15 protein-coding genes are annotated in these 16,878 nt (G+C 72.3%); 9 read left to right on the top strand and 6 right to left on the bottom strand.

From position 1 onward, the window contains the following. Nucleotides 1-8 precede the first annotated feature (8 nt). Nucleotides 9-389 carry a hypothetical protein gene (locus SD460_RS25805; protein ID WP_318306841.1) on the bottom strand — a complete coding sequence of 127 codons (381 nt, stop codon included), beginning with the start codon at nt 387-389 and terminating at the stop codon, nt 9-11. Between the two features lie 120 nt (nt 390-509). Here SD460_RS25805 and SD460_RS25800 point away from each other — a divergent pair, with 120 nt between their 5' ends. Together SD460_RS25800 and SD460_RS25795 are read left to right on the top strand one after the other, a co-directional pair. Next, a complete protein-coding gene (locus SD460_RS25800; RefSeq protein ID WP_290053176.1) occupies nt 510-1,541 on the top strand; it encodes a LacI family DNA-binding transcriptional regulator in 1,032 nt (343 codons plus the stop codon). 176 nt (nt 1,542-1,717) lie between these two features. Continuing rightward, nucleotides 1,718-4,894 carry a TIM-barrel domain-containing protein gene (locus tag SD460_RS25795; protein ID WP_438860846.1) on the top strand — a complete coding sequence of 1,059 codons (3,177 nt, stop codon included), beginning with the start codon at nt 1,718-1,720 and terminating at the stop codon, nt 4,892-4,894. A 70-nt stretch (nt 4,895-4,964) separates the two neighbouring features. On the opposite strand, the gene SD460_RS25790 is transcribed toward SD460_RS25795, so the two are convergent. Beyond that, entirely contained in the window at nt 4,965-5,483 is a 519-nt protein-coding gene (locus SD460_RS25790) for a DUF305 domain-containing protein (protein WP_318306839.1), read from the bottom strand. A 23-nt stretch (nt 5,484-5,506) separates the two neighbouring features. Beyond that, nucleotides 5,507-6,439 (bottom strand): DUF1996 domain-containing protein, encoded by a 933-nt coding sequence (locus tag SD460_RS25785; protein WP_290053182.1) that lies wholly within the window; start codon nt 6,437-6,439, stop codon nt 5,507-5,509. 215 nt (nt 6,440-6,654) lie between these two features. Here SD460_RS25785 and SD460_RS25780 point away from each other — a divergent pair, with 215 nt between their 5' ends. The 4 genes from SD460_RS25780 (at nt 6,655) to SD460_RS25765 (ending at nt 11,271) form a co-directional block, all read left to right on the top strand. Next, complete coding sequence (locus tag SD460_RS25780; RefSeq protein ID WP_318306838.1) at nt 6,655-8,781, top strand: discoidin domain-containing protein; 2,127 nt, start codon at nt 6,655-6,657, stop codon at nt 8,779-8,781. A gap of 356 nt (nt 8,782-9,137) precedes the next feature. Beyond that, the gene (locus SD460_RS25775; RefSeq protein ID WP_290053188.1) at nt 9,138-9,572 is read left to right on the top strand and encodes an XRE family transcriptional regulator; all 435 of its coding nucleotides are present in this window, start codon (nt 9,138-9,140) and stop codon (nt 9,570-9,572) included. Nucleotides 9,573-9,591: 19 nt separating this feature from the next. After that, nucleotides 9,592-10,182, top strand: coding sequence for a hypothetical protein (locus SD460_RS25770; RefSeq protein WP_290053189.1), 591 nt, complete (start codon nt 9,592-9,594; stop codon nt 10,180-10,182). A gap of 9 nt (nt 10,183-10,191) precedes the next feature. After that, entirely contained in the window at nt 10,192-11,271 is a 1,080-nt protein-coding gene (locus SD460_RS25765) for a hypothetical protein (protein WP_290053191.1), read from the top strand. Nucleotides 11,272-11,405: 134 nt separating this feature from the next. Here SD460_RS25765 and SD460_RS25760 read toward each other — a convergent pair whose 3' ends face one another. Next, nucleotides 11,406-11,909, bottom strand: coding sequence for a 2'-5' RNA ligase family protein (locus SD460_RS25760; protein WP_290053193.1), 504 nt, complete (start codon nt 11,907-11,909; stop codon nt 11,406-11,408). 16 nt (nt 11,910-11,925) lie between these two features. Beyond that, on the bottom strand, nt 11,926-12,345 hold the full coding sequence (locus SD460_RS25755) for a hypothetical protein (RefSeq protein ID WP_290053195.1): 420 nt from the start codon (nt 12,343-12,345) through the stop codon (nt 11,926-11,928). A 154-nt stretch (nt 12,346-12,499) separates the two neighbouring features. Between SD460_RS25755 and dinB the strand changes: the two genes are divergently transcribed. After that, entirely contained in the window at nt 12,500-13,690 is a 1,191-nt protein-coding gene (gene dinB / locus SD460_RS25750; protein ID WP_290053198.1) for a DNA polymerase IV, read from the top strand. 12 nt (nt 13,691-13,702) lie between these two features. On the opposite strand, the gene SD460_RS25745 is transcribed toward dinB, so the two are convergent. Next, nucleotides 13,703-14,560, bottom strand: a complete 858-nt coding sequence (locus SD460_RS25745) for a class I SAM-dependent methyltransferase (protein ID WP_290053200.1) — start codon at nt 14,558-14,560, stop codon at nt 13,703-13,705. 219 nt (nt 14,561-14,779) lie between these two features. Between SD460_RS25745 and SD460_RS25740 the strand changes: the two genes are divergently transcribed. Next, nucleotides 14,780-15,190, top strand: coding sequence for a histone-like nucleoid-structuring protein Lsr2 (locus SD460_RS25740; protein WP_290053202.1), 411 nt, complete (start codon nt 14,780-14,782; stop codon nt 15,188-15,190). Nucleotides 15,191-15,566: 376 nt separating this feature from the next. After that, nucleotides 15,567-16,877: an OFA family MFS transporter gene (locus SD460_RS25735; RefSeq protein WP_318306837.1), complete on the top strand. Its 1,311-nt coding sequence runs from the start codon at nt 15,567-15,569 to the stop codon at nt 16,875-16,877. Nucleotide 16,878: the final 1 nt, after the last annotated feature.

Raw genomic sequence — 16,878 nt, 5'->3', positions numbered from 1 at the left:
CCGGGACGCTACCGCGAACGCCGTCGCGTGATCAGCACGGTGACGGCGAGGAGCAGCAGGCCGCAGACGCCCTGTTCGACCCGTAGCCACAGCGGGAACAGCCCGGGCAGCGCGACGATGACGACGATCGCCACGAGCATCACCGCCGAGACGATCCGCAGCCGCAGCAGCCCCTTCCGCGAGCCGCGCGCGGCGCTGCGGGCGAAGGCGAACGTCAGCAGCGAACTGGCGACGACGAGGGTGGCGCGCACCCAGACGGCGTCGGTCACCAGCGCCGGGTGGTGCCGGAACAGGACGATCACGGCGAGCGTGAGCACGGAGAGCGCGGCGTAGGCGCCGGTGAGCAGCAGCACGGGCCGGAAACCGGCGGAACGGGTCGTGGCGGTCATGCCGGAAATGCTCCGGCGTAGGCCGCCCGCGGGGCAGTGCCGTCCCGCACCGGGCCGTCATGACATTTGTCATCGGCGCGGCACTGGGAGAGCGCTCTCACAGCGTGCTACAAAGGACGGGTGACGACGCAGCCGCCCACCTTGGAGGACGTCGCGCGGGTCGCCGGCGTCTCCCGGGCCACGGTGTCCCGCGTGGTGAACAGCGTCCGCAACGTCGACCCCAAGCTGCGCGAGACGGTCGAGCGCGCGATCGCCGACACCGGCTACGTCCCGAACCGGGCGGCGCGCTCGCTGGTCACCCGGCGCACCGGCGGGATCGCGCTGGTGGTGTCCGAGCCGGAGCGGCACGTCGAAGCGTTCACCGGCGGCGTGTTCGGCGACCCCTTCTTCGGCCGCGTCGTCGAGGGCGTCGTCTCCCACCTGCGGCCGCACGGGCTGCACCCGCTGCTGATGCTGGTCGACAGCGACGAGGAGCGCGCGAAGCTGGTCCCCAAACTCCGGCAAGAGCAGGTGAGCGGCGTCCTGCTGATTTCGCTGCACCCGGCGGAAGACCCGTTGCCGCAGATGCTGACCGGCGCGGGCGTGCCGACGGCGCTGTTCGCGCGGCCCACCCGGCCGGCGCCGGTGTGCTACGTCGACGTCGCCCACCAGGACGGCGCCCGGCTCGCGGCCGAGCGGCTCGTTTCGCGCGGCTGCCGGCGCGTGGCCACGATCGCGGGCCCGGCGGGCACCCCGGCGGGCCAGGACCGGCTGGCCGGCTTCCGCGACGCGATGGCCCGCCACGGCCACGCGTACGTGGCGGTGGCCGAGGGCGACTTCACCGAGCACGGCGGCGAACGGGCCATGGACCGCCTGCTGGCCGAGGAACCCGCGCTGGACGGGCTTTTCGTGGCGAACGACCTGATGGCGTACGGCGCGCTGACGGTGCTGCGCGAAGCCGGCCGTCGCGTCCCGGACGACGTCGCGGTGGTCGGTTTCGACGACAGCCGCGTCGCGCTGAGCTGCCGCCCCCGGCTCACCACGATCCGCCAGCCGGTCGAGGCGATGGGCGCGGCGATGGCCCGGATGGTCCTGGACCGGATGGCCGACCCGGACCTGCGCGCGGAGTCGGTGATCTTCGACCCGGAACTGGTGGTCCGCGACTCCGGGTGAGCGCTGCGTTCACCTCATGATCTGTCCGGACAGTTCCGCGTACTGGTCTGGACATCGCACCCCGCGCTGTGCTCAGATCGGACCGGCTTTTCCAACGTTGTAAAACCGTGGTCCCCTGACCGGAACGGAGTTCCGCCGTGCGGACGAGAACAGCGAGAGCCCTCAGGCTGACGTGCGTGGTCGCCGTCGCCGCGGCTACCGTGACCGTCGCGACCCCCGCCACAGCTGCCCCGCGGGGCCAGACCGTCACCGCCGGGAACGCGCGCTTCCAGGTGCTGTCCCCGACGGTCATCCGGACCGAGTACGCCGGCGACGGCCGGTTCACCGACGCCGCCACCTTCAACGCCGTCGGGCGCACCGGGTTCACGCCGACGCCGTACACCTCGACGGTCTCCGGTGGCGTGCTCACGATCCGGACCAGCGCGACGACCCTGACCTACCGGCTGGACTCGGGCCCGTTCGACGGCGGCAACCTCGAAGTGCGCACGACCGCCGGCGCGACGCCGGTGCTCGCCGCGCCCTGGCGCCACCTGACCTGCCGGACCGGCGCGCTGTGCGAGGCCGAAGACCTGACCGCCGACGGGCTCGGCGTCGCCACCGACCACCGCGGGTACACCGGCGAAGGCTTCCTCGCCGGCTTCGAAAGCGCCGGCACCTCGGCGACCGCGGACGTCGACGCCACGGCCGCCGAGACCTACTCCGTGGCCGCCCGCTACGCCAACGGGCAGGGCGGCGACGGCCAGCACGTCACGCGCACCCTGAGCGTTTCGGTCGACGGCGGCGCGCCGCAGCAGCTCAGCCTGCCGGTGACGGCCGACTGGGACACCTGGGCGGTCGCGTCCGTCCCGCTGACCCTCGGCGCCGGGCACCACAGCCTCCGCCTGCAGCGGACCGCGGTCGACTCCGGCAACGTCAACGTCGACGCCCTCGCGGTGCTCTCCGCCGGTGCGGCCTTCCCGCCGGCGTCGGCCCGCGCCTTCACCGGCTGCCCGGCCGGCGTGAGCTGCGAGGCGGAGGCCGGGCTGCGGACCGGCTCGGCCGTCGTCGCGACCGACCACCCGGGCTACGCCGGGCGCGGCTTCGTCGCCGAGCTGAACCGGGGATCGTCGCTGACGCAGCGGATCACCGATGTCGCCACCGCCGGCACGTACCAGCTGCACGTCCGGTACGCCAACGGCACCGGCGGCGACGGGCGCCACGAGACGCGGACCGCGTCGGTCGCCACGAACGGCGTCACGCGCACGCTGAGCCTGCCGGTGACCGACAACTGGGACGCGTGGAAGACCGCGTCGGTCCCGGTCGACCTGAAGGCGGGCGCGAACGACGTCGTGCTCGGCTGCCCCGACGACACCAGCTGCCACGTCAACATCGACACCGTCGCGGTCGCGGCGACCGGCGCGGCGGCCCCGCAGCCGCACCTCGCGCTCGGCGGCTACCGGCGCGGCCTCGACGGCGTGAACGGCGACAACGGCACCCCGTCGCTCACCGAAGGACTCCTGCACCAGGACGGCTGGTACCTGCTCGACGACAGCCCGTCGGCGCTGTACGACACCGCGGCCCGCAAGGTGACCCAGCGGCCGTCGCACGGCGGGAGCCCGTACCAGGACGGCTACGTCTTCGCCTTCGGGCACGACTACAAGGCCGGGCTGCGCGACCTCGCGACGCTGACCGGGCCGCCCGCGCTCCTGCCGCGCTGGGCGTACGGCGTCTGGTATTCGGAGTACATCGACCGCACCGCGGCCGACTACCGCGACACGATCCTGCCGCGCTTCCGCAGCGAAGGCGTGCCGCTCGACGTGCTGGTCACCGACACCGATTTCAAGGCACCGGACACCTGGAACGGCTGGCAGATCGACACGAACAAGTTCCCCGATCCGGCCGGGTTCTTCGCGTGGTCGAAGGCTCAGGGCCTGCACAACACGCTGAACACCCACCCGAGCATCATGGGCTCGGACCCGCAGTTCGCCCGCGCGCAGGCGACGGCGAAGGGCAAGCTCGCGAAGTCCGGCTGCGGCACCGACTGCTACGTCTTCGACTGGGGCGACCCGGACCAGCTGAAGGCCTACCTCGACCTGCACGCCGGCATGATGCAGCAGGGCAACGACTTCTGGTGGCTGGACTGGTGCTGCGACGCCTCGAAGTCGAGCCTGCCCGGCGTCACCCCGGACGCGTGGATCAACCAGCAGTACGCCGACCTGGCCGCCCCGGCGACCGGCCGCGGCTTCGTCACCTCGCGGGCCTACGGCTCGCTGCAGGCCGGCGGTTATGGCGGCCCGACCGGGCTGTCGACGGGACCGTGGGCCGACAAGCGCAGCACGCTGCACTTCACCGGTGACACGTCGTCGACGTGGGGCACGCTGCGGATGGAGGTCGGGATCACCCCGGCCGAGTCGGCCGCGACGGGGATGTCGGCGATCAGCCACGACATCGGCGGGCACAACGACACGACGGGCCTGCGCGGCAGCGAGACCTACACCTCGGGCGGGCAGCAGCACCAGACGGCCAAGCTGCCCGACGACCTGTACGCGCGCTGGGTGCAGCTCGGCACGTTCCAGCCGATCGACCGCCTGCACAGCAACCACAGCGACCGGCTCCCGTGGCAGTACGGCGACGCGGCCAAGGCTTCGGCGACGAAGTTCCTGAACCTGCGCGAGAACCTCGTGCCGCTCACCTACACGCTGGCCCAGCAGGCCGCCACGACGGGCGTTCCCGTGGTGCGGCCGACGTACCTGGAGTACCCGGACGAGCCGGCCGCGTACACGGCGGCTTCGAGCGAGTACTTCTACGGGCCGGACCTGCTGGTGGCGCCGGTGACGTCGCCGGGGACCTCGGCGACGACGTCGGTCTGGTTCCCGCCGGGGCAGTGGACGGACTACTTCAGCGGCAAGACCTACGCGGGCGGCACGACGCAGCAGGTCACGTCGGACCTCGGCACGATGCCGGTGTTCCTGCGCGGCGGCGGCATCACCGCGACCCGGACCGCGGACGTGGCCAACGACGTCCAGAGCCCGCTGGACAAGGTGACGGTGACGGTCGCGCCGGGCGGATCCGGGTCCTTCTCGCTGTACGAGGACAACGGGACTTCGTCGGCGAAGAGCTCGACGACGAAGATCACCTACGCCGAGCGGGGCGGGTCCCGCACGGTGACGGTGGCGCCGCCAGAGGGCCGGTACCGCGTGTCCGATCGCGAGTGGACGGTGAAGTTCGTCGGCGTGGCCGCGGCCCCGAGCCGGGTCAAGGTCGGCGGCGGGTGGGCCCCGTCGTCGGCGTGGACCTGGGACGCGGCCACGAAGACGTTGACGGTGAAAGCCCCGGCCCGCCCGGGCCGGGCCCCGCTCACCGTGACGTACTGAGCCTCCGGCGCCCTGGCATGTGACGCGCTGAAGGGGACTTTCCTGGCATCTGATGCGAGGAAAGTCCCCTTCAGGCCACGGTGGGCAGGAGCGCGGTTTCGCGGGCTCCTTCGGCGCTCAGCTCCCCGGCGAGGGCCCGGGTCTCCGGATCCGCCCCGGACGTCTGCTCACCTCGTGCGAGCACCACGACCTGCGCCGCGTGCGCCCGCAGCAGCGCGATCAGCCTGCGGTCGAACTCGGCGCCGCCGTCGGTGCGCAACGCCGTCAGGTCGGCCGGTGTGACCATGCCCGGCATCCGATGTCCACTGTGGAGGTCGGACGCCGGGAGCCCGGCCCGGTCGCGGGCCGACTCCAAGCGCTTCAGCAGGCGCTCCGACGGCGCCACCACCGCACTGGCCGCCGCCCGCACCGCGGTACTCGAGGCGCGGTCCGGGGCCATTCGCGCCGCGACGAGGGCGTTCGCCGTCATCGGCACCACGAGCTGCAGCCAGGCGACGTCCGTCGGGTTGAAGGCGGCGGTGCCCGGTCCGGCGGCCGGCCCGGGGGCGGGGCCGGTGGTGGCGCACCCGCCCAGGATCAGCGCCACCACCGCCGCCCCCAGTGCCGGCCCTCTCACGGGCGGCCGGGCAACCGGTAGTTCGGCCCGAGCACGGTGCCGCGGTCGGGTTTGTAGAGGTCGTACCCGCGCGGGTCGCACTGCAGGCCGCCGTTGATGCAGTGGGTCACCAGCGCGGCCAGGGTCTGCGGGTCCCACGCGTTGAAGAAGTCGTAGTGCCACGAGTACCCGCGTCCGCTGGCCAGGTGCACCCCGGACATGTTCCCGCTGACCGGGAACGCCATCTTGAACTCGAGCATCGGCACCGCGACCGGGTGGTCGGCCGGGCAGGTCAGCGTCGTCCGGTCCGGGTAGGCCATGTGCCCCTTGTGATCGGCCGAATCCAGGTGGACGCCGTCCCAGCAGCTCGGTGCCTGGTAACGGATGTTGAGCTGGCTGCCGGCCACGCACTGCACGGGGATGTCCCAGTTGTGGAAGCTTTCCCCGCACTCCCAGCCCTCGATCGCGCCGGGGGCGTGCTGGAACTCGTCTTGCGTCGCGGTGACGCTGCCGGCCACGTACCGCAGCCCGGGCGGGAACGGCACCACCTTCGTGTAGTCGAGGATGCCCGACTTGTAGTAGACGACCTGCGCGAAGTTCGGCAGCACCACGTCGTTGCCGTTGTAGACGGTCGGGAACCAGTACGCGGACAGGTCGTCCGGGGCCAGGCACGTCGTGTTCCCGACGCCGGCGGCCTGCAGCGACTGCAGCGTCGTGGCGGCGTTCGTCGTCTTGTTGCCGATGAACGTGTGGTCGTGCGAAGCCCCGGGCAGGCCCGGGAAGACGATCGGGTCGTCCGGCTGGTGGTGGCTGGGGGAGCAGTTGACCTGGAATTCGTGGTGGGTCACCAGGTCGTCGGCTCCGGCGGGCGACCAGGTGGCCGCGGTCAGGAAGGCGCCTGCCAGCACGGTGGCGGCGGTGCAGGCGAGGAGCGCGGCTTTCGTTGCCAAGGGTCCTCCACGGTGAGGTGCCAAGGATGGGAGAGCGCTCTCCAAGAGCATGCGCACCCGAGTGCCGCCGTGTCAAGGAGTACCCGGATCACGCCGCGGGCAGCCATTGTCCGGTTCGAGACGAGATCCTTGACAACGCGGGCCGCGGTGCCGAACCATCGATCGCGCCGGAGAGCGCTCTCCAATCTCCGTCCCCTTGTCGTACGGGAGTCATCGTGGACCGACCGTCGCTCCTCCGTGCCGTCCCGGCGCTGGTGGCCCTGCTGGTGCTGGGGTTGCTCGCCGGACCCTCCCCGGCGCACGCCGCCACCGTGCTTTCCCAAGGCAGACCGGTTACCGCGTCGAGCTCCGAAGGCGCGGGCACCCCGGCGTCGGCGGCCGTCGACGGCGACCCCGGCACGCGGTGGGCGAGCGCCTGGAGCGACCCGCAGTGGCTGCAGGTCGACCTCGGCGCGTCCGCCGACATCAGCCAGGTGACCCTGAACTGGGAGTCGGCCTACGCGACTGCATACGAAATCCAGGTTTCGGACAATGCCGCGAATTGGCAGACTGTATACAGTACGACGACCGCGGTCGGTGGGATACAAAATCTCGCGGTCAGCGGGCACGGCCGGTACGTCCGCCTCTACGGCACGCACCGCGTCGGCGGCTACGGCTATTCGCTGTGGGAGTTCCAGGTCAGCGGCACCCCGGGGGCGCAGAACAGGCCCGGCGTCACGCGGGTGACCGGCGCGCAGGGCAACTGGCAGCTGACAGTCGACGGTATCCCGTGGACCGTGAAGGGCCTGACCTGGGGCCCGCCGGTGAGCGAAGCCGCCGCGCGGATGCCGGAGCTGCACGCGATCGGCGTCAACACCGTCCGCACGTGGGGGACCGACGGCACCACGCAGCCGCTGCTCGACGCCGCCGCGGCCAACGGCATCAAGGTGGTCAGCGGCTTCTGGCTGCAACCGGGCGGCGGCCCGGGCAGTGGCGGGTGCGTCGACTACACGACGGATACGAACTACAAGAACACCATGCTCGCCGAAATCCAGAAATGGGTTACTGCATACAAAAACCACGCGGGCGTCCTGATGTGGAACGTCGGCAACGAGTCGATCCTCGGCATGCAGAACTGCTACTCCGGCACGCAGCTGGAGCAGAACCGGATCGCCTACACCCGGTTCGTCGACCAGGCGGCGCAGGCCATCCACGCGATCGACGCGAACCACCCGGTCACCTCGACCGACGCGTGGACCGGGGCCTGGCCGTACTACAAGGCGTACGCGCCGAGCCTCGACCTGTACTCCGTCAACTCCTACGCCCAGGTCTGCCAGGTCAAGCAGGACTGGCTCGCCGGTGGCTACACCAAGCCGTACATCATCACCGAGACCGGGCCGGCCGGCGAGTGGGAGGTGCCGAACGACGTCAACGGCGTCCCCACCGAGCCGACGGACCAGCAGAAGCGCGACGGTTACGTCAACGCCTGGAACTGCGTGCTGGCGCACCCGGGCGTGGCGCTCGGCGCGACGCTCTTCCACTACGGCACCGAGGGCGACTTCGGCGGCGTCTGGTTCAACATCACCACCGGCAACGAGAAGCGGCTGTCCTGGTACGCCGTCCGCAGGCTCTACAGTGGACAGACCGGGGGCAACACGCCGCCGGTGATCTCGTCGATGAACCTCAGCCGCAGCACCGACGTCCCGGCGGGCGCCACGTTCACCCTGACCGCGGCGGTGTCCGATCCGGACGGTGACCCGATCGCGTACACCATGGGGTACAACAGCAAGTACATCAACGACGCGGCCGGGCTGATCCCCGCGCAGTTCACCGGGAACGGGACGTTCACCGTCACCGCACCCCAGCAGCTCGGCGTCTGGAAGATCTACCTCTACGCCCGGGACGGCCACGGCAACGTCGGCATCGAGACGCGCTCGCTGCGCGTGGTCGCGCCGCCGGTACCGGGGACGAACCTGGCTCGCGGCGCCGCGACGACTGCTTCGACGTACCAGGCCGACGGCCCGGGCGCGCCGTACCCGCCGCAGGCCGCGACCGACGGGAACACCGCGACCCGCTGGGCGAGCGCGTGGGCGGATCCGCAGTGGCTGCAGGTCGATCTGGGCAGCCGCCAGGCGTTCGACCACGTCCAGCTGGTGTGGGAGTCGGCGTTCGGCAAGGCCTACGAAATCCAGGTCAGCGACGACGCGGCGAACTGGCGCAGCGTGTACGGGACGACGTCCGGGGACGGCGGCGCCGACGACATCGCGGTCTCGGCCACCGCGCGGTACGTCCGGGTGAACGCCACCCAGCGCGGCACCGCTTACGGCTATTCGCTGTACGAGTTCGGCGTCTACCGGTCGTAACGTTGTGCGGGTGGCTCCTCTCGTCGAGGGGTCACCCGCCGCGTCAGGCGGGGATCAGGGGGTCCGGGGCGGTCCGGCCGTGCCCGCGCGCCCGATGCGGCGACTTTCCTCGGCGTGCCCGAAAACGCGGCGGCCACTCCCACGGCAAGGATCGCGCGGCGGACGCGGAGTTAGGCGCGTGGCCACCCCCAGCGGCCACGTGAGTCACCCCGCGGCCGCAGCGCCACCCAGGGTTCTGTGTCGTGTTTCCGAAACACCGAACGGAGGTATCGTAGTCTTTCCGGGACGGGCTGTGTCAAGTTTTCGGGACAGCTAAGCTGGCCGGTGTCACGTTTCACGGCTGAGGGTGGTGTGTGGTGAGCGAAGGGCGCAGTTTCGCCGAACGGCTGGCGCACTTGATCGCGACCGTGCACCCGCCGGACCGCAAGCCGTACTCCTACCGGGAGATCGCGACCGGCGTCGCCGACCAGACCGGCGTCTCGATGTCCGCGACGCACGTGCAGCAGCTGGCCGTCGGCGCGCGCAAGGACCCCAAGCGCTCGCACATCCAGGCGCTCGCGCAGTTCTTCGGGGTGCCCGTCACCTACTTCTTCGACGACGAGGTCGCCGGCCAGATCGATCAGCAGGTCGAGGACGTCGTGGCGTGGCGGGACACCGAGGCGCGGAACCTGGCCCAGCGCGCGATGCGGCTCTCGCCGCGTGACCGCGAAACCGTGACGGCGCTGCTCGACCAGCTCGGCAGCTACGACGACACGCGCCGCCGCGAAGGCCGGCGCCGGAAGCCCGAGTGAACCACCGCGGTCGGCTAGGATGACTTCGTCCGTGATCGCGCCCCGGTGCAGCCGGCTGGCGCCCGGTGAGCGGGGAGGACCCATCGACGAGCACGGTCTGCCGGACCTCCGTGACCGGGCGCGGGACCGCGTCCGGACGGTGCTCGCCGCCGTCCCGCTGCCGCGGCCGTGGTCGATGAACGGCTGGGTGGACCGGCTCGAGGCGTGGCGGGGGCGCGAGATCGACCTCGTCCCGATCGCCTACCGGCCCGGGCAGCCGTCCGGGGCCTGGCAGCCGCGCCCCGACTACGACCTGATCGCCTACACCGAGCACACGTCGGCGCTGCACCAGGACCACATCATCGCCCACGAGCTCGCCCACATGCTGTGCGCGCACACCGGCACCTGCCTGATGGCCGAGTCCGAAGCCGCCGAGCTCGCGCCGGACCTCGCGCCGGCGGCGTTGTCGCACCTGCTCACCCGCGTCACGAGCGGCACCGAGGAGTACGAGGCGGAGCTGATCGCCGTCCTGCTGATGAGCGCGGCGACCAGCGGGCCACCCGCCATTCAGCCGGGCGCGTCCGGCCGGGCGGCCGACCAGGCTAGGCGGCTGGCGGCACTCCTGGGATAGTCGCCTCCCGTGATCGACATTCTGTTCCTCGGGGTCGGGGTCTTCGCGCTCGCCGTCGGAATCTGGCGCGCCGTCCGCGCGCGGCGCACCGGCGCGGGCGCCGGCCTGGCCGTCTCGCTCATCGCGCTGGGCGCCGCGTTCTGCTTCCTGTCCAACCGGGCACAGCAGTTCGAGAGCACGATCTACCCGAGCCTCGGCCGCCTGCTGTCGAACCTGGCGACGATGGTCGCCGCGTACGGAATCGGCTTGACGGTCGCGGAAATCAGCGGCACCCGGGACCGCGGCCGCCGCACCCGGCTGGTCGCGCTCGGCGTCGCGCTGACGCTGCTGACCGTGATGTTCTTCAGCACCCCGGACCTGCCGGTCGGGATCGGCCTGTTCGACGAGCTGTACCGCACCCACCCGACGCTGGTCGTCTACGTCTTCACCTACACCGTGTACCTGGGCCTCGCGGTCATCGACATCGGGATCGTGGCGGCGGTGACGATCCGGGCGAGCGGCGGCGCCCTGCGCGCCGGACTGGCGTTGCTGCTGCTGGCGTCGGCGTTCGCGCTCGCGTACCTCGCGGGGAAGGTCGTCGCGACGATCACCGCGCTGCAGGCCGACCACCCGGCGAAGGCGTTGTGCCGCGGGCCGTTCTCGACGCTGCCGTGCACCCTGGACGTCGGTTTCCCGGCGGTGTCGGTGCTGCTGATCGTGCTGGGCCTGACGATCCCGGCGGTCCCGGGCCTGGCGGCGGCCCGCCGCGACGCCCGGACGCTGCGCCTGCTCCGCCCCCTGCGTGCCCACCTGACCCGGCGCTACCCGGAGATCGCCCGCATCGACCCGGGCGGCCCGTCCCGCCGCGAGCGCCTGCTGACGGCGATGAGCGAAACCAACGACGGCCTGATCCTGGCCGGCGCCACCCCGGACCTCCCACCCCCAGCGGCGGCGCGCCTGGTCCGTGACTTGCCGGACGAACCCCGCGAGACCCAGCCACTGCCCGCCCCGGACGAACCGTTCGCCGCGGACGTGGCCCGCCTCCGCGCGATCGCCCGCGCCTACCGCAAGCTGGAGGGAACCCCAACGCCCGAGCGGAGCCCGCGCTAACGCCGAGCCGCGCCGAACGGTCGAGACGGGTGCGCCGCCCGGTCCCGGTTCCAGCGGCGGTGGGCTGAATGCGGCGATCGGCGCACCGGCCGCCGGGCGGCGTACAAACCGATACGCCCACCGCCCCGATCCGGTCAGCCCCCGAACGGCACCGTCAACCGCGGCTCCCAGCCCCTGTCCGTCAACGCGACCAACTGCAACTCCACCGCCCGATCCCGCACCGGCAGCAGCGGCCGCACCTCGGCCGCCACCCGCTCGAGCACCTCCGCGTCCCCACCCATCGCCACCGTCACGTGCGCGTCCGGCCGGGGGCCGAACCGGCCGCCGTACGGCTGGACCGACGGCCACCTTTCGCACGCCGCGTCCGTGATCGGCTGCAGCGCGGGTGCCGGGATCGCCGCGAAACCCGGTGCTGTCACGAAGTCCGTGAGGGGTACGTCGGTCGGTGAGAACGTCGCCGCCAGCTCGCGGGTCGCTTCGAGGACCGCGCCGTCCGCCGGGAGGAAGGGGTAGAGGGCCGTCACGTGGGCGGGCAGGCCGGGGCGGACCAGGGCGGGGTCGACCCGCCTGGCCGCGTCGAGGATCGGTTCGGCGGCGGGCAGCAGGATCACCAGTGCGGTGGTTCCGGGTTCGGGCACCCCCGCATCATGGCAGTCACGCGACGGCGGCCTCCGGGAACCGGCCCGCGCGGGCCAGGGACAGGCTGCGCCGGCACAGCTCGACGAGCTCTTCGTTGGCCCGGCTGCGCGGGACGCGCCCGCACAGCCCGCAGCGGATGGTCACCTCGCCGGCCAGTTCGTCGACCGCGACCAGCGCCTGGTGGTCGCAGCGGCGGCACCAGCGGTAGCCGATCGCCGGGTTCGTGTGCACCGGGGACGACACGCAGTCGTGCAGCCAGCGGCGGTGCGTGCGGCAGGTGACGCGGTCGGTCGGGTCGAGCCCGCCGTCGTCCTCCACGCGGTCCTCGCGCGCCAGTGTCGAAGCCAGCAGCGGCTGCCGCGCGGCCGCGGGCCGGTCTTCGGGGTTCGGCGCGGCCCACGCGTGGTGGTCTCCGCACCGGCACTTCTCGGTCATGTCGCCCCCAGGGTCGGGTCGTTCGATGGTCCGAGTGTGAGCGCGGCCACGGACGCCGGACAACCGGAAAAGCGCTCAGTGTCGACCGGCGGCACGCCCTTCGCGACGGACGGGTGAGCGGACTTCGGCGCTCCGTTATGCGAACATGTGTTCTATGACCGACGAGGGGCCCATCCTGCACGCCGATCTCGACTCGTTCTACGCGTCGGTCGAGCAGCGCGACGACCCGGCGCTGAAAGGACGGCCGGTCATCGTCGGCGGCGGGGTCGTGCTCGCCGCGAGTTACGAGGCCAAGGCGTACGGCGTGCGCACCGCGATGGGCGGCGCGCAGGCCCGCAGGCTGTGCCCGCAGGCGGTCGTCGTGCCGCCGCGGATGTCGGCGTACCTGGCCGCCAGCCGCGCGGTGTTCGAGGTCTTCCACGACACCACTCCGTGGGTGGAGGGCATCTCGATCGACGAAGCGTTCCTCGACGTCGGGGGGTTGGCCAGGATCGGCGGGCGGCCGAGCCACATCGCCGAACGGCTCCGCGCCGCCGTCGCCGAGCGGGCGGGGCTGCCGATCACCGTCGGGGTGGCGCGGACCAAGTTCCTCGCCAAGGTCGCCAGCCGGGTGGCCAAGCCGGACGGCCTGCTCGTCGTGCCGCACGACGGCGAGCTGGAGTTCCTGCACCCGCTGCCGGTCTCGGCGCTCTGGGGCGTCGGCAAGGTCACCACGGAGAAGCTGCACGCGCGGGGGATCACCACGGTCGGCCAGCTGGCGACGTCCGAGCAGGTGGACCTCGACGGCCTGCTCGGCCGTGGTCCGGGACGCCACCTCCACGCCCTCGCGCACAACCGCGACCCGCGCCGCGTCGAGGTCGGGGTGCGGCGCCGGTCGATCGGCGCCCAGCGGTCGCTCGGCCGCGGCAGGCGGACCCCGGCCGAGCTCGACGTCGTGCTGGTGGCGCTGATCGACCGGATCGCCCGCCGGCTGCGGGCGGCCCACCGCGTCTGCCGGACGGTGACGATCCGCCTGCGCTTCGCCGATTTCGAACGCGCCACCCGCTCGCACACGCTGGCCGACCCGACGGCCGGCACCGGCGTGCTGCTCGCCGCGGCGCGGGAACTGCTCGCCGCCGCGCTGCCGCTGATCGCCGACCGGGGGATCACGCTGCTCGGCGCCGCGCTGTCCAACCTGGCCGACGACGACCCGTTCCAGCTCTCCCTGCCCTTCGAACGGCAGCGGGCGACCGAGCTCGACAGCGCGCTGGACGCGGTGCGGGACCGGTTCGGCAAGGCCGCGGTCACCCGCGCGGTCCTGCTCGGCCGCCCGGACGACCTCGAAGTGCCGATGCTGCCGGACTGAACACCCAGGCGGTCAGCCGGTGCGGCGGGCGTGCGTCAGCGCGGAGAGGGCGACGGGCCGCAGCGCGTCGGTGCGGTCCCACAGCCGCGCGGGGACGCTCTCCCGCTGCCCGGCCTGTTCGAGGACTTCGAAACCGGCCGCGGCCAGGAGATCGGCGAACTCGGCGGGGGAGAGGAACGTGCGCCACGGCTCGCCCCCTTCCGCCGCGACCGGGCCGACCGCTTCGGCGTAACCGTTTCCGGCGGCGTCGCGCAGTTCCGCGGGAAGCAGGTGATCCGCCACGATTTCCGATCCCGGCGCGAAACGGCCGAGATCCGTCAATGTGGCGGCAATCGCCTCTCGCGTCAGGTACACGGTGACACCGAGCCAGCTCACGAACACGGGGCGAAACAGGTCCAGTCCACTCTGGACGAGCCGTTCCCGGAGCGGATCCGCCGCGAAGTCGACCGGCACGAAGGTGACCGAAGCCGGTTCGGCGACCCCGGCGGCGGCGAGCAGTTCCCGCTTGACCGCCTGCGTCGCCGGGTGGTCGGCCTCGAACACCCGGAAACGGCCGGGCGCGGCCCGATACGCGAACGAATCGAGGCCGGCACCCAGAATCAGATACTGGTCTATACCGGAATGGGAGAGCCGCTCTTCGGCGAACCGGCTACGGCAGAGCACCTCGGCGCGGGCGCCCGCGAGGACCGGGTGGGTACCGTGGAGCCGGTGGTACGCCAAGAGTTCCTCCGCCCGATCGCCGAGGAGTGCGGCGGCGAAGGAGTCGGTGAAGAGGTAGGGTTCGCTGTCGACGAGCAAATGCGCCGCGCGCGCGGCGGCCGCGGTGAAGGCGGTCCGGCTGGCATTACCGGGAAACTCGGGCTTGGTCACAACCTGATGATACCGATTTGATTTCGAGCATATCACAAAATTGATTTTCGGGCAAGATCCAGCCCATTTCGACTCCGTTGCGGTCACTCTGTACCCGGGCGACCCGCTCGCCCGGGCGGGCCATTGTGGACGCTTGACGGGTGTCGCGCGTGCCGGACGTGATTCGACAGGTTAGGGTCTGTCCGACCGTGTTCTGGAGAAGATGAGGAACGACGAACCATGGCGCAACGGGTGCAGGTCCAGATGGTGGACGACCTCGACGGGAGCGAGGCTTCGCAGACCGTCCCCTTCAGTCTCGACGGGGTGACTTACGAAATCGACCTGTCCGAGGACAACGCCTCCGCGCTGCGGGACGAACTCGCGCGCTACGTCGGCGCCGCGCGGCGCATCGGCGGCCGCAAGGTCCGCCTCGCGACCGGCCAGTCGCTGTCCGGCTCGGGCGGCTCGGGCACCGATCGCGAGCGCAACCGGCAGATCCGCGAGTGGGCCCAGGCCAACGGCTACGAGGTCGCCGAACGTGGCCGCCTCTCCAGCGAGATCATCGCCGGCTTCGAGGCCGACCAGGCCGCGGCGGCCGAGCCGGCCGACGCCAAGCCGGCGCGCAAGCGGGCCCCGCGCAAGAAGTCTTGAACCCGCGCGGCACCCCTGCCGGGTAGCGGATTCGTCGCGGTGCGTGCGCGCCGCCCGCCCCGTCCGCGGGGTTCCCGTCCGGACGCCCCGATGGGACGTCGAGTGCGATCACCGCACCCGACGTCACATCGGGGCGTTTTCGTGCGTCCGTAAGTGTTCGTTGTGGACGCCGGACCCGGTCCGGTGGGTGTCGAAGCTTGTCGGCGGTGCTCTCGGTGGCCAGAATGTCAGTGCTCCGCGCGGCCGGTACCGCGTCGGAGCACCGGCCCGGTGGCCGCCTCCTCCCTCGATGGCCACCGGGCCGCCTTCTTGCTTCAGCACGCTGTCTACCGCATACTGCATACAATCTGCATTCTGCGGCGAGGAGGCGGTCGCCATGGCCGAGATCCGCGAACTCCGGGACGTCTACGGCCGGCGGTATCGCGTCGGCGAGTCCGACCGGGAGCTGCTCGGCAGGTCGCGGACGTGGGTCACCTGGCTGGCGGCCGCGGCCATGCTCGCCGCCGGGGTGCAGCAGTACGGCTTCGGCGCGATCGTCCCGGCGCTGAGCCAGGCGCACGGCTGGACGTTCGGCGGGATCGCGCTGTCCTTCGCGGTGTGGGCGATCTGCCAGGCCGGGGTCGCTTTCCCGGCGGCGTGGCTGCGGGAACGCGGGGTGCTGCCCGCGCCGGCCGCGATGGCCGCCGGCGCGGTCCTGTGCGCCGCCGGACTCGTGACGCTCGGCCACGCGGGCAGCCTGCTCACCGTGTTCTTCGGCTATTCCGTGCTCGGCGGGCTCGGCACCGGTCTGGTGTACGCGACGTGCGTCGGCGCGGTGCTCGCGTGGTTCCCGGAGCGGACCGGCGCCCGCGCGGGCATCGTGAGCGGTGCTTTCGCGTTCGGGAGCGTGCCGTTCGTCGTCCTCGCCGCCGCGCTGCCCACTGCGAGAGCAGTGCTCTTGGACGTGACCGCCGCTCTCGTGCTCGTCGTGATCGCCGGCTGCGGTGCGGTGCTGCGGTACCCGCCGCGGCACTGGTGGCCCGCCACGCCGGAGCCGCGTGCCTGGGCTTTGGACCGGGCGCACAACCGGCGGCCGGCCGTCCGGCACTACCGGCCGGCGGAACTCCTCCGGTGCGCCGCGACCCGCGCGTTGTACCTCGTGGTCGTGCTCGCCGCCGCCGTGCTGCTGTTCGACCTGGCGTACCTGGCCACGTTCGTCGCCGAACGCAGCGGACCCGGGCTCGCGGCAGCCGCGGTGGCGGTGCTTGCCGCGGCGACCGGCGGCGGCCGCGTCCTCATCGGGCGGCTGGCCGACCGGCTCGGCCGCCACCGGATCCTGCGCTTCGCGCTCGTCGCGGGCGGGCTCGCGCAGTTCGTGCTGTTCACTTCGGGCGAGCACCGGTACGCGGCCGGCCTGCTGCTGGGCGCCGCGCTGGCCGGACTCGGCAACGGGTGCTGCTACACGCTGCTGGTCGGCCTGGTGCGCGAGTACTTCGGCGAGGAGTCGGTCGCGCAGAACTTCGGCGTTCTCTACAGCGCGAAGGCGGCCGGTGCCGTGGTCGGGATCGGGCTGGCCGCGCTCGTGGTGGCGTCGCACGGGTTCGCCGGCGCGTTCGCCGTGGCCGGCGTGCTGAGCCTGGCGGCCGGGGCGCTGTCGGGGCGGCTGACCCAGCCGGGCCGTCCCGAGTCGCTGTTGCCGGCGGCCTGAC

Origin of the sequence: Amycolatopsis solani, from assembly GCF_033441515.1 — a bacterium.
Classification (GTDB): domain Bacteria; phylum Actinomycetota; class Actinomycetes; order Mycobacteriales; family Pseudonocardiaceae; genus Amycolatopsis; species Amycolatopsis solani.
This window is presented reverse-complemented; position numbering and strand designations above follow the sequence as displayed.

Bases quoted from the DNA above. Each gene is read 5' to 3' on its own strand.
- dinB (WP_290053198.1), top strand. From the start codon at position 12,500: ATGACCGACGAGGGGCCCATCCTGCACGCCGATCTCGACTCGTTCTAC.
- SD460_RS25740 (WP_290053202.1), top strand. From the start codon at position 14,780: ATGGCGCAACGGGTGCAGGTCCAGATGGTGGACGACCTCGACGGGAGC.
- SD460_RS25755 (WP_290053195.1), bottom strand. From the start codon at position 12,345: ATGACCGAGAAGTGCCGGTGCGGAGACCACCACGCGTGGGCCGCGCCG.
- SD460_RS25770 (WP_290053189.1), top strand. From the start codon at position 9,592: ATGACTTCGTCCGTGATCGCGCCCCGGTGCAGCCGGCTGGCGCCCGGT.
- SD460_RS25805 (WP_318306841.1), bottom strand. From the start codon at position 389: ATGACCGCCACGACCCGTTCCGCCGGTTTCCGGCCCGTGCTGCTGCTC.
- SD460_RS25735 (WP_318306837.1), top strand. From the start codon at position 15,567: ATGGCCGAGATCCGCGAACTCCGGGACGTCTACGGCCGGCGGTATCGC.